Here is a 12,469-nt window from a genome sequence, read left to right as displayed (position 1 = left end):
GGCCTTCACGAAGCAGGCATCCGACTGCGGTAGGTCCAGGCAGAAGAAGTGGATCATCGCTTGGCGATCCATAGACCGGCGCTTCGTCCGATGGGATCTTCGTTCCCATTTCCCCTCCTCCTACCCTAACGCGGACTCCTGACGCGCTCCCTCAGCCCTGCCTGACATCCGCGATTTTCGGTGACAGAGATCGGCACTTTCTCGTGCTTCTTGCCATCGCCTATCCTGATCACGTGGTGCAGCAACGCAAGGGCGTGCACGCCCATGCGCGTGATCCAGCAGGCTCCGAGCGGTGCCTGGGGCGTTCCATCCACCCGAACGTCGTGTGTGCGTGTCGTCACCCCCAATGCATCAAGGATATCGGACGACCGGCGGAGATTGATCCGGGAGTGGAATGAATTCAGCGTCTCCCGGAACCGAGTCGAACCGCGCCTGCCGCCAATCCTCCTTGGCTTGTTCGATGCGCTCGGGGCGCGACGAAACGAAGTTCCACCAGACGTGGCGGGGTCCATCCATCGGTTCCCCGCCGAGGAGCATGAAGCGGGAGGCCGTCGTCGCGCGTACCGTTATCGCATCGCCTGGCCGGAACACCAGAAGCTGACCCGGACCGAACCCATCGCCCGCGACCTCGATGGCACCCAAGACCGTGTAGATGGCGCGCTCGTCATGCTGGGCGTCGATGGGCAGGCTGGCGCCAGCTTCGAGTTGCACGTCCGCATAGAACATCGGGCTCGACGTCCTGACGGGGGACACGGAACCGTACGCGGTTCCGGCGATCAATCTCACCGACTTGCCTTCTCCGGAGATCATCGGCAGGGCCGACGCGTCATAATGTTCGAACGTGGGGGTGCTTTCTTCGTCCCTGGCCGCCAAAGCCACCCAGCTTTGGATCCCGAACAGTTTCGAACCGGCGTGCCTCAGGCCTTCCCCCGTCCTCTCCGAATGCGTGATGCCCCTACCCGCCGTCATCCAGTTCAATTCGCCCGGGCGGATCGGCAACGCCGTGCCGAGGCTGTCCCGATGCATGATCTCGCCGTCGAAGAGGTACGTGACGGTCGAAAGTCCGATGTGGGGATGCGGGCGAACGTCCATGCCTTGTCCGAGCAGGAACTCCGACGGGCCCATCTGGTCGAAGAAGATGAACGGCCCGACCATCTGGCGTTGGTTCGACGGTAGGGCGCGACGGACGGCGAAGGAGCCGAGGTCGCGCGATCGCGGCACGATCACGGTCTCCAACGCATCACAGCTGAAGGCGTTTCCCGGGACCGGGTCGTCGACACCATGCCAACTCATCCCATCTCTCCTGATTGCGCGACCGCGATCCCGATCGGGCAGCCATCCAAGCCCGCACGGGATGGTCGTGTCATCCAGACGGGACATGTCGGTTCGATCGGCGCCAGCGGCGATCTTCTTGTGACACGTCACCTCGTGTTGGCGTCGCTCGGCGCGAGGAATCGTTGGATGCGGTTCATCCGCTGCCATATTCCAGGGCTCATCCCGCCAATCTTGGAGAAAACCCGCGTGAAGTGGCTCTGGTCACCGAAACCGCACAGCAACGCTACGTCCGCGAGGGGAAGGTTCGTGGCGAGCATGAGCCTTTTGGCTTCCTCGACCCTCATCTCCGAGAAGAACCGATGTGGGGCGCATCCCGTGCTCCGCCGGAACGCGGCGGCGAAATAGGTCGTCGACAGGCGGCAGGCCCGGCTCACCTCCGTCATCGTCAACCTGGTCCCAAGGCTCGCGCGCATCATCTCCTTGGCGCGGCGCTCCTGCCAGGGAGCCAAGCCGCCGTGCTCCGCGGGGCCTGCCGCCCTACCGTCGCCGTATCGCAGGGCGGCGTGGGAAAGGAACGCCAGTGCGATGTGCTCCACGTACATCGTCCTCCATTCCGCCGGGTCGTCGAGCGCCGGCAGCAACAAGGCCCCGAGCGACGCCGCGACGGGGTCGGGCTCGTCACGTCGCCACCGCAAACGCCTGGGTCGCGAAAGGCCGTCTTCCTGCGCGAGTTCGTCGAACAGGACCTCCGGAACGTAGAATTGCAGCGCGTCGAAGGCGCCGCCGATCCTCGACCTCGGGAAGTCGGCCAAGCTGAGGGCGCTGACGGCCCCGGCAGGGACGGCCCCGGTATGGACGAGCCGTCCACCAACGTGGAGGTCGTGATGGGACAGGTCCTGCAATTGCAGGACGATGCTGAAGGCAGGTTCCTCCTTCAGCGGAGCGGTCCGGGAATCGTTATCCACCCAACCGCGGAGGCGGGTCAGCACGAGGCCACTGCCCCCAGGACGCCGCACGTCCATCGTCGATCTCGCTTCGACGCCGAAATGTCGTGCGATGTGAACGCCATTGAGTCCGCGCCGGACGCGGGACGGGCCCCGTGCAGCCGAAGTTGTCTCGGCGCCGACCCGAACGGCATCGGAGATGGCAGAACCAGAAGCGTCACGTTCGAGTCGGCAGCCCACCCTTCAACCTCCCGTTGCGCCCAATCATCGACGTGGGATGGGCATGCGTCTTTCGCCGCCTTGCTGGAGATTTCCTCTATTCTGCTGTTTCGGGCCGTCCGGATCCCGGACCGGGATCAGCGGCGTCTCGTTGCCTCGATGCCGAGGCGGCCAGCGATCCGGACGAGGTCAGGGAGCGATCGCGCGCTCATCTTCTCCATCACGTGACGCTTGTGAACCTTGGCCGTGATCTGCGTGATGCCGAGCTCCGCCGCGATCTGCTTGTTCATCAGTCCGCCGATGGCGCAGCCCAACACGTCCCGCTCACGCGGCGTGAGCGAGGCGAGCCGCTGGCCTAGTTCCGCATGCGCGCGCTCGTCCTCCGAAGCACGGAGGTCTGCCGCGAGGGCGCGGCGTAGCGCGTTCAGCAACACGTCGTCTTCGACGGGTTTGGTCAGGAACTCCGTCGCGCCGTTCCGCATGGCTCGGACGGTCATGGGAATCGTGCCATAGCCCGTCAGGAACACGACCGGCACGGTTCCGCCCGCTTCCCGGAACGCATCCTGAACCGCCAGGCCATTCTGCTCTCCCAAGCGCACGTCGAGGAGGATGCAGGCGGGGCGGCCCACGGCTTGGCCATCGAGGAACTCGGACGCCGTTGCATGGCCGATGGCGTGCAAGCCCGCCGAACGGCAGAGGCGCACCAGGGCGGTCCTGAGGACCTCGTCGTCGTCGACGATGTGCACCGTCCCGAGGGGGAATTGACCGGATGCCGGCCCTGGCTCGTCCGTGATCCCAATGGTTTCCCCGCGTCGGACGGGCGCGGTCATCGCCGCGACGTTCCCGTTTCTCCGAACGCGTTCAGAAGGCACCGTTCGAAATGATCGGCCTCGAATGGTTTCGCGAAATAAGCGAAGGCTCCGAGGGCGAGTGCGCGCTCGTGGCTCGCTTTGCTGGGATAGGCCGTCACCACGATCACCGGAACCCGCACTCCGCGATCCATCAAGACCTTCAGGAGATCCAGGCCGCCGAGGCCTGGCATCTGCACGTCCGTGACGATGCAGCCGGGGACGCCGGCTTGCAAGTCGGAAAGAAGCGCCTCGGCGCTCTCAAAAAGGATGGGCTGGAAACCGAGCGAGCGCGTCAGACGGTCCAGCGCCGCCCGAATCGCGGGGTCGTCGTCCACGATCGCGACGGCGTGCCCTTTCGGCAACGCTTCAGCCATCCGAGGTCGGCACGGCGAAGTGGAACGCCGCTCCGCCGCCCGGAGCGGCTTCGACCCAGATGTCACCCCCGTTGGCGTCGATGCAGTTGCGGCAGATCGCGAGCCCCATTCCCATGCCGCCCGGCTTCGTCGAGTGGAACGGATCGAAGATCGTCCCGCGTCGGTCGGGCGCGATCCCCGGTCCCGTGTCGCTCACGGCCGCGACCACCATCGTTCCCCGTCGTTGGATGGCCACGGAGACGTCCCTGGGACCGGGGACGTCGGCCATCGCCTGGGCAGCGTTGAGGAAGAGGTTCACGAACACCTGCTGGATCTGGACGAGGTCGGCGAGGGCTCGCGGAACGCCCTCCTCGGGAGCCAGGTGGATCGTCGCGCCCAGTTCCCGCATGTCCCGTTCGACGAGCAGGTTCGCATCCCTGGCCGCCTCGACGAGGTCGAGCGGTTCGGGGGCGTGGGGGGCGTTGCCGATGAAGGATCGCGTCCGGGCCACGACGTCCCGTGCGCGGGTCGCGGCCCGAACCACGTCCTCGAGCGCGAGCATCGCCTCGGCGTGATCCGGTTCGGGGCGACGCAGCCAACGCAGGGCCGCTTGCGCGTTGGCCACGATGGCCGTCAGGGGGGAGTTCACCTCGTGCGCTATGGACGCGCTCAGCGCACCGACCGTGGCGACCCGCGATCGGCGCGCGAGTTGCGTCTCGGCCGTGACTAGTTGCGCTTGCGCCCTCTTGAAGGCCGTGATGTCCAAGGAGGTCACCAAGATGTCTCCGAAGCCCGTGAGGTCGGTGGGCAGCATGGCCGTGAACAGCACGTCGACTTGTTGCCCGTCCGCACCCGTCACGTGAGCCTCCGATCGGAAGAACCGGTCGCCCCGGCCGAACGCGACGAGCCACTGCACGAAGGTCTGATCCGTGTCGGGGAGAAGCCGGTCGAGGGATCCGAGATAGGCGGCCTTGCTGGGCGCCCCGGTTTCCTCGAGCGTGAAGGAGTTGACGTCCTTGATCATGACGGACGCCCGGATGGCCCGGAGTGCGTCCGGGCGGCTCGCGAAGTGGCTCTCGAGGTCCTCCACGCCTGCGAGACGCAGGGCCATCACGGCCTTGGCGGCCGCGGTCCAATCCTCGCGCCACATGGAGATCCCGGCTCGTTCGAAGATGGCCGTCTCTCGCGCCTCGCTCAGGTCGCATGTGTTCCGCAGCCGCAGGATCCACATGACCGAGCATGCGGCTGCCGCGACACCCAAGGCCCCGAACGCCATGCCCCATGGAAGCGACAGGGCGGCCGCCGCGTAGCCCCCCAACGTCGTCGCCACCGATCCAAGCACGGCGAGGGCCGCGGCGGGAGAAAGCGTCGGGCCGCCGGAGCGCTTGCTTGGCGGAGCTTGACGCATCCACGCCGGCAAGCGCCGTTCAACCCCGGCATCGGCGTCCTTCCGCGAGGTCGGCGCGAGGCTCGGCCACCGCGAGAATACCTGGTTCATGCCGGCCATCCGAATGAATCCATCCATATCGGGGTCAAGGCGGCCCCGTCTTCGATACACCTGTATAATGGCGGGACGGTTCGCCGGATTGGACGATGGCCGCATGGATTTGCATCGGCATGGCTCCCGGAAGTTCCCGAACGCCGGCTTGCTCGCGTCCTCCCGGGAACGGGCCTGGAGCGGCGTCGCGGCCGAGCTCAGGTCGCATCCGGGCGGCGACCTGCCGGCGATGGTGCCGACCCAGATGGAGGTCACCCTCGCGACGCGCAGGTGCCCTGGCGCTTTCGTGAGCCGCAAGGGTGCCGGGATCCGGCAGAGGACCGCCGTCGAGGCGGGAACGATCTGGCTCTGCCCGGTCGGCGTCGGCGAGGACGACATCAACATCTCCGCGCCGCTGGAAGACGTGCTCCACATCTACCTTCCGTCGGATCGCTTCGCGTCGTTGGCGGACGCGTACGGGGATGCCCGCGTCCGGGCCGACGCGGTCCGCTACCTGGCCGACGTCGACGATCCGCTGATCCGTCAGGTCGGCCTCGTCATCCTCGGCGAGTTGCTCCGGGAAAGTTCCGCCGGACGCATGATGGTGGAAGCCGCCGCGCTCACCCTGACCGCCCGCATCGCCCAAGCCCATGGGCATGATGGGCCCGACCTTCCATCGGGCGCCGACGAAGGCATCCGTTGCCCGGCACGCATCCGGCGCGCGATCGAGTTCATGCAAGACAACCTCGATCGGAACTTGACCGTTTCCGAGATCGCAGAGATCGCATGTTTGAGTCCGTTTCATTTCGCACGGACGTTCAAACGCGCGACGGGCAAGACGCCCCACGCGTTCGTCAGCGCCGAAAGGTTGCAACGCGCCCGCAAGCTCCTCGCCCAGCCTTCTACTTCCATGAGCGAAATCGCCCTCCGTTCCGGCTTCTCTGGCCAGGCTGCGTTCGGAACCGCGTTCAAGAGGGTGGTTGGGTGCACCCCTGGGGAATTCCGGAAGCTCGTGTCGGGAACCGGCGCTTGACGTCGGCGTCACGTGCTCCGTTCGACGAACCCGTCGCATCGCCCTCCGTGCCGCCGACGCCGATCCTCGAGGGCTCATGACCCACTCGGGTGTGCTGCATTCCGCGGGATTCGCGGGGACGTCGCTCATGTCGGTGTTTGATCCGACCTTCAAAGGGGAGGTCGATGCGAGTCTCGGCAGGGGGGATGGCCTTCCCATGCTGCTCCGCCATGCCGGCGTAGGCTCGGACCGCCGGGACTTGCGGGGACCCTTGAGGGGACGATAATTGTCGCCATGGACCAGTCGAGCCACGTTGGTTTGCCGATCGAGGTCGTCCTCGACCTCGCCGTCGACGAAGCCGGAGATCTGGTGGCCTTGCACGCGAGCGGCCGTTTACGTGGCGGCGTCCAGCCAAGCTTCCTGGCTTCCCCGGCCCGGAATGGAATGCCCGTCTTGGGTTCCGTCGACGAGTCCTACGTTTATGCCTCGCCCGAATGGCTCCGCAGCGATGCGGCCTCGTGGGACCAACGCAGCGACCTTTACGCCTTCGGAATCGCTCTCTTCCAACTCCTGACCGGCCGTCTGCCGTTCGTAGCCGAAGGGGCCGCGGAATGGCGACATGCTCACCTCGCGGTCGCCCCTCCCAATCCCGCTCGCTTGCGACCGGGCGTCCCTCCCGTCCTGGATGCCATCGTCCTGCGCCTTCTCGCGAAGGATCCCCTCGAACGCTACTTGCAGGCCGAGACCCTGCGCATCGACTTGACGTCCTGCCGAGATGAATGGCGCCGGGCCGGCGAAATCCCTTGGTTCGATCCGGCGGCGGGCGACGCGCCTCATCGCGCCACGAACCAGGGCGCCCTGTTCGGTCGATCCAAGGAGTCCGCTCGGCTCCGGCAGGTCCTGGGTCGGGTCTCAGACGCCCGGCATGGAGAGGTCTTGTTGATCTCCGGAGGGGGCGGCGTCGGCAAGACGAGCTTGGTGCAACGGGTGTTGAGGGAGATGGCCGGTTCGGTCACCGTGGCAAGCGCCAAGAGCGACAAGCTGCAACGCGACAACCCTTACGCGCCGATCGCGCAGGTGATGCGCGGCCTCATGAACGACGTCGTGGCGCAAGGCGCCGGCGTGCTCGACGCGGTGCGAAGCAGATTGGCGTCGTCACTGGATGGGCACGAACGGCTGATCGTCGACCTCGTCCCGGAATCCCTGCACGTCTTCGGATCGGTCAGTCCGATCGCGGACGTTCCGGCTCAGCTCGAAAGGGTGCGGACCCAAGGTGCGATCCTGCGCACCCTGGCTGCGTTCCTCGATCCGTCCAAGCCGCTCGTCCTCTTCATCGACGACCTTCAATGGTTCGATGGTTCGTCGCGCGACGTCCTTGACGCCTTCGTCGCGACCGCTCCGGAATCCTTGTGCCTGATCTGCGCCTTCCGTGACGCCGACGATGGGAAGCCGTTCGCCCCGCGTTCCCTGATCGAGGCCGCGCGCGCCGCCGCGATGCCGGTCACGGACCTCACGCTTTCTCCGTTGGACGACGGTGCCACCGCTGCCCTCGTGAATTCGGCCTTTCCCGGAGGGATCGACGGCGTCGGACGACTCGTCGCGCTGGTCAAACGTCGCACGGCCGGGAACCCGTTCGCCATCCACCAAGCCCTCAGGACCCTGTTCGACGAAGGAAGCATAGTCCGCGACCCTGGGACGCGGCGGTGGTCCTGGCACGAGGACGAAACCGATCGCGCGTTCCGATCCGAGGACGACGACGACGTCATGGCGACCCGATTGGAGCGCTTGTCCGACGAGGATCGAGAATTGCTGGCCCGGATGGCATGCATCGGGCGGCGCGTCCCGTTTGACCTCCTGCACGGATTGATGGGAGGCGCCCTCGACGAGGCGAAGCCCATCGCACGGTCGCTCGTCGAAGGGGGCTTCCTTGTGGAGGAGCAGGAGGCGCTTGCCTACGCCTTCGGGCACGATCGAACGTTCGAGGCGGCCTATTCCCTCTTTGATGAGGAGCGACGCCGGGGCGAGCACGCCGGCATCGCTCGTGCCTTGCTGGCCAAGAACCTCCAACCGACCGTCGGCGATTCCTTCGAAATAGCCAATCAAATCGAGCTCGCGGGCGTGGGGCCACTTCCAGGGGGCGATCGCGTCGCATTCGCCGGCGCGCTCGTCGCGGCCGCCACGACGGCGCGTCGATCGGGCGGCGTGGACCGGGCGTTGCGTTACCTGGACCGCGCGGCGACGTTCGCCGATGGGGAATGGTGGTGCCTTCATCCAGCGCTCGCCTGCCAAATCCACATTCTGCGCGCGGAGTTGTTCCTTGCCACGGCGTCGCTTCCGGCGGCATCGGTGGAGATCGACCTCCTTCTGGAACATGCGCCGTCGGACGTCGAGCGTGCGACCGCCCGTCGCCTCCAGGCAGTCATGCTGACGCTCCGGTCCGACTACGACGGGGCGATCACGGCCGCGCTCATGGGCCTCGATGCCCTGGGAATACGCCTGGAGCGCGGCCAGCCCAGGATGGAACTCGACCGCGCCTACGCGACGGTGAAGGAGGTCTTGGGTCAGCGCACCATCGCCGGCCTGTCCGAACTGCCGGTGATGACCGACACCAGGATCGCAGGCGCGATGGCGATCCTGTCGACGCTGATCTCCTCGATCTTCACGCCCGACGGCCTGCGTTTCCTGCACATGGCCAAGATGGTCGAGTTGACCCTGATCCATGGCACCACGCAGGAATCGGCTTACGGCTTGTCTTGGTTCGGGGTCATGATCGCGTCCCTTTACGAGGACTACGAGGACGGGCAGGCCTGGGCGGAGGTGGCGACCGCGCTCGTCGAACGGCACGGCTACGATGCCCAGCGCACGGCGACGCTCGTCGCCCTCGATCAGGTCAGTGCCTGGACGCGGCCGATGTCCTATTCGCTTTCCCGCATCCACGAAGCGATCCGGGTGGGTCACGCGGCGGGCGACGTCGGCATGACCTGCTACGCGCGGAACCACTTGGTATCCGACCTACTCATCGTCGGTGAACGCCTGGACGAGATCGAAGCGACCGTCACGCCGGCGATCGCCATCACTCAGGACCTCCAATATCGCGACATCGAACTGTTGCTTCAGGCGCAGCGGAGGCTCGTGAGGTCGCTCACCGGCCATGGAGGCGTCGTCGTGCACGACGGCGACGAAATCGTCGCCACCTCGACCCGCTTCTGGGTTCGGCTCTACGATGGGATCGGGGTCTTCTGGGACGGCCGTCCGTCGGATGCCCTCCCGCTCCTTCGCGAGGCGGCCGACCTGATTCCCTTGATGGCCGCGCACATTGACACGGCTTGGTGCTCATTCTTCCTGGCCCTCGCGATCGCGGGAGCCGGCGAGGGACGGGACACGTCGGTCGAGGAGATCCTGACCATCCGTGAGCGCTTCGCACGATGGGCCGAACTGAACCCGGGCACCTTCCGGAACAAGCTCCTCCTCATCGATGCGGAAAAGGCGCGCGTTTCGGGCGACGCGTTGCAGGCTATGGCGCTTTATGACCAAGCGGCGGATGCCGCGGAGTCGTCGGGATTTGGCCACGAACGCGCGTTGGCGCACGAGTTGGCCGGACGTCACCTTGCCGGACTTGGGCTGGCCCAGGGGGCAAGGCGGCATTTCGACCTCGCACGAGGATGCTACGCACGGTGGGCCGCGCACGGCAAGGCCGACCGGCTGACGACGCATCATGGTCTGCCCCTGGATGCCTCTGCCCCACCGGCTCCCCGATCGATCGATTTGGCGCTGGCGCTCCGCGTGTCGCAGTCGATGTCGGAGGAGATCGTGCTCGACACGCTCGTTCGCTCGCTCGTGACGGACCTGATCGTCCATGCGGGGGCCAGCCACGGCGCATTGGTGATGTTCCGGGACGACCAGGCCGTGGTCGAAGCGACCGGCGCCGTATCGGGCGGAGCCGTCGACGTTCAGCGATCGGGGGCGGTCGACGTCGGCCGGGTCGTCCCGCCCACGGTCTTCAACGTCGTCACGAAGACGCGCAAGGCGTTGATGGTGGCCGACGGACGCAACGAACATGAGGGGCCGCACGCCGCCGACCGCGCGGTCAGGGCGACACGATCCGTGCTCTGCGTCCCTCTATTGAAGCGGAGCATGTTGGTCGGGCTCGTCTACCTCGAGAACCGGCTGACCGGCAACGTGTTCACGACGGATCGGACCACCATGATCGAGTTGCTGGCCTCCCAGGCCGCCATCTCCCTTGAGAACGCCGACCTTTACGGGAAGCTCGTGGAGGAGAACCGGCGGCGGGAGACGAGCGAGGCCGCGCTATGGGCGGCGCGCGCCGAACTCGGGCGCACCGCCCAACTGACGGTGCTGGGTGGCCTTGCGGCGTCCGTGGCTCACGAAGTCAACCAGCCACTTTCCGCCATCGCGACCCATGCCGACGCGACGGTGCGCTGGCTTTCCCGTGAGGTGCCCGACCTCGACGAGGCCTTGCAGGGCGTCCGGAGCATGCGCGCCGGGGTCGATCGCGCGACGGAGATCATCCGTGGCCTTCGCGCCTTGGCCAGGCAGACGTCACCCGTGATGGCCGAATTCCAGATCGGCCTGACCGTGCGCCACGTGGTCACGTTGCTCGAGGCGGAGGTGGGGGTGAGGAACATCGAGTTGGCGCTGGACCTCGAAGCCGAAGGTGCGGTCGTCAGGGGCGATGCCATCCAGTTCGAGCAGGTGATCCTCAACCTCGTGAACAACGCCGTCGACGTGCTCGCGGCGACCGTCAGACGCGGCCGCCGGATCCGGGTGAAGACGGCCTTCGAGCATGCCGGGGTCCGGATCGGGGTCACCGACAATGGGCCGGGCATCCAGCCCGAAATCCTGGCATCGATCTTCGATCCCCTTTTCACGACCAAGGCGGACGGAATGGGCATGGGCCTCGCCATATGCCGGTCCATCGTCGAAGCCCATGGCGGCAAGCTCGAGGTTTCCTCGGATGCGGCTGGCACGACCTTCTCGTTCGTCCTGGCCGTGGTTCCGTCCCCGTCCCCCTGAGCCCCCGGCAACGCGTGCGCGGAACGCCTGGGCTCCGGGGCGTGACACTCGATGAACAATCGTGGGAAAGCCGGAGGCCCAGGCGCGGCACAGCGATTTCGTACAAAACGAGCCGTCGCTGCTTGAAGACCGCATCGCATCGCAAGCGTGAAAAGTCCAAGAACGGCGACCGCCGAAGGCCTACCCTGTGCTCGAAGCAACGTCGGGCTGAGAGCGCGTACGTTCCGGAAAGTGCGGATCGCGCGGTGGCCGAGGGAAGACACATTGAAACCTCCTGCGCATGATGGTCACAAGATCATCGAACGATCGAATGCTTTGGAAGCGGACCTCCACCCCAGCTTCGTTTTGACCGGGCGCTTTGGGCGCGGGGATCTGGTGACCCCGGATGAAGCCCCATGGAGGATCCCGCACGGTCTGCCACCGACCTTCACCGGCGAAGGAGGTCCAGCTTGGACATGCGGATAGGTCTTCGTCAGGTCGATGTCCCGGGACGTGACGCGCGGTCCGGGGACCAGGGAGGTGATAGCGCCGAGGTAGCCCCCCATCTCGCTCGCATGTCGCGGGCCGCCACCTTGGGGACCCTGACCGCTTCGATCGCCCATGAAGTCAGTCAACCTCTGTCCTCGATCGCGACCTTTGGCGAAGCGGGTCTGCGATGGCTGGACCGGGACGAGCCTGATCTCGACGAGGTGCGGACCGCGTTGACGGCGATCAGCGAGATCGCACGTCAGGCCTTTGAAGTCGTGCAAAGGGTCAAGGGCGTCGTCTCCGGCAAATCGTCGAGTCGCTCGGCCACCTCTTTGAACAAGATCGTCGAACAGACGGTCGAACTCTGCAGGTCGGAGTTCGACGCGGGCGCGATAGGATGCAGCGTTCACCGGGCGCCCGACGATCCACGGGTCTGGGCCGATCCGTCGCAATTACAGCAGGTGGTGCTCAACCTCCTCATGAACGCGATCCAGGCGACTGGGGGGAAGGCGCTCCGGCAGGTTCTGATCACGGTGGGGACCGCATCCGCCTCCTTCGTGACCCTCGAAATCGAGGACAGTGGTTCCGGCATCGCCCCCGAGGAGGTGCGGAACGTGTTCCAGAGCTTCTACACGACGAAGGAGGACGGTCTCGGCTTGGGTCTTCCGATCAGCGAGTCCGTGGTCAGGGATCATGATGGCGACATCGTCGTGGACGGTTCTCCACGTTTAGGGGGAGCCCGCTTTTCGGTGACGTTGCCCCTCCACCAGCACCCGATCGGTAGGCAACCGCATTCGACGTCCGACGACGTGCCGTGGACCGGCGCGAGCTGACGA

General features: G+C 66.2%; 9 protein-coding genes and 1 pseudogene. 4 read left to right on the top strand and 6 right to left on the bottom strand.

Annotated features, from left to right (window positions below):
- Nucleotides 1–351: 351 nt before the first annotated feature.
- The 5 genes from P7D22_RS11855 to P7D22_RS11835 all read right to left on the bottom strand — a co-directional run bounded on the left by P7D22_RS11855 (nucleotide 352) and on the right by P7D22_RS11835 (nucleotide 5,140).
- Nucleotides 352–1,293 carry a pirin family protein gene (locus P7D22_RS11855; RefSeq protein ID WP_319934446.1) on the bottom strand — a complete coding sequence of 314 codons (942 nt, stop codon included), beginning with the start codon at nucleotides 1,291–1,293 and terminating at the stop codon, nucleotides 352–354.
- A gap of 128 nt (nucleotides 1,294–1,421) precedes the next feature.
- Entirely contained in the window at nucleotides 1,422–2,087 is a 666-nt protein-coding gene (locus P7D22_RS11850; protein WP_319934442.1) for a helix-turn-helix domain-containing protein, read from the bottom strand.
- Between the two features lie 488 nt (nucleotides 2,088–2,575).
- Nucleotides 2,576–3,268, bottom strand: coding sequence for a response regulator transcription factor (locus P7D22_RS11845; RefSeq protein ID WP_319934441.1), 693 nt, complete (start codon nucleotides 3,266–3,268; stop codon nucleotides 2,576–2,578).
- Nucleotides 3,265–3,663, bottom strand: coding sequence for a response regulator transcription factor (locus P7D22_RS11840; protein WP_319934440.1), 399 nt, complete (start codon nucleotides 3,661–3,663; stop codon nucleotides 3,265–3,267). Before P7D22_RS11840 ends, P7D22_RS11845 begins: the two co-directional genes overlap by 4 nt.
- Nucleotides 3,656–5,140: a sensor histidine kinase gene (locus P7D22_RS11835; protein WP_319934439.1), complete on the bottom strand. Its 1,485-nt coding sequence runs from the start codon at nucleotides 5,138–5,140 to the stop codon at nucleotides 3,656–3,658. The genes P7D22_RS11840 and P7D22_RS11835 overlap by 8 nt, the downstream gene beginning before the upstream one ends.
- A gap of 88 nt (nucleotides 5,141–5,228) precedes the next feature.
- Here P7D22_RS11835 and P7D22_RS11830 point away from each other — a divergent pair, with 88 nt between their 5' ends.
- Entirely contained in the window at nucleotides 5,229–6,152 is a 924-nt protein-coding gene (locus tag P7D22_RS11830) for an AraC family transcriptional regulator (RefSeq protein WP_319934438.1), read from the top strand.
- 372 nt (nucleotides 6,153–6,524) lie between these two features.
- On the opposite strand, the gene P7D22_RS11825 is transcribed toward P7D22_RS11830, so the two are convergent.
- Complete coding sequence (locus tag P7D22_RS11825) at nucleotides 6,525–6,968, bottom strand: hypothetical protein (RefSeq protein WP_319934437.1); 444 nt, start codon at nucleotides 6,966–6,968, stop codon at nucleotides 6,525–6,527.
- On the opposite strand from P7D22_RS11825, the pseudogene P7D22_RS23480 reads away from it, so the two are divergent.
- The 3 genes and pseudogenes from P7D22_RS23480 to P7D22_RS11810 form a co-directional block, all read left to right on the top strand.
- Nucleotides 6,864–7,487, top strand: a pseudogene (locus tag P7D22_RS23480) (AAA family ATPase); the annotation flags it as partial. The gene P7D22_RS11825 and the pseudogene P7D22_RS23480 sit on opposite strands and share 105 nt — an antisense overlap.
- 990 nt (nucleotides 7,488–8,477) lie before the next feature.
- Nucleotides 8,478–11,165, top strand: coding sequence for an ATP-binding protein (locus tag P7D22_RS11815; protein ID WP_319934435.1), 2,688 nt, complete (start codon nucleotides 8,478–8,480; stop codon nucleotides 11,163–11,165).
- A gap of 554 nt (nucleotides 11,166–11,719) precedes the next feature.
- Nucleotides 11,720–12,466, top strand: coding sequence for a sensor histidine kinase (locus tag P7D22_RS11810; RefSeq protein ID WP_319934434.1), 747 nt, complete (start codon nucleotides 11,720–11,722; stop codon nucleotides 12,464–12,466).
- The last annotated feature ends 3 nt before the right edge of the window (nucleotides 12,467–12,469 follow it).

It is taken from the genome of Lichenihabitans sp. Uapishka_5 (assembly GCF_033947565.1).
Lineage (GTDB): Bacteria > Pseudomonadota > Alphaproteobacteria > Rhizobiales > Beijerinckiaceae > Lichenihabitans.
Note: the sequence above shows the minus strand (reverse complement) of the source record. Positions and strands in the feature narration are given on the sequence as shown.

Excerpts from the sequence above, each read along its gene's own strand:
- P7D22_RS11810 (WP_319934434.1), top strand. The coding sequence starts at position 11,720 with ATGTCGCGGGCCGCCACCTTGGGGACCCTGACCGCTTCGATCGCCCAT.
- P7D22_RS11855 (WP_319934446.1), bottom strand. The coding sequence starts at position 1,293 with ATGAGTTGGCATGGTGTCGACGACCCGGTCCCGGGAAACGCCTTCAGC.
- P7D22_RS11840 (WP_319934440.1), bottom strand. The coding sequence starts at position 3,663 with ATGGCTGAAGCGTTGCCGAAAGGGCACGCCGTCGCGATCGTGGACGAC.
- P7D22_RS11845 (WP_319934441.1), bottom strand. The coding sequence starts at position 3,268 with ATGACCGCGCCCGTCCGACGCGGGGAAACCATTGGGATCACGGACGAG.
- P7D22_RS11825 (WP_319934437.1), bottom strand. The coding sequence starts at position 6,968 with ATGAGGCGCGTCGCCCGCCGCCGGATCGAACCAAGGGATTTCGCCGGC.
- P7D22_RS11835 (WP_319934439.1), bottom strand. The coding sequence starts at position 5,140 with ATGAACCAGGTATTCTCGCGGTGGCCGAGCCTCGCGCCGACCTCGCGG.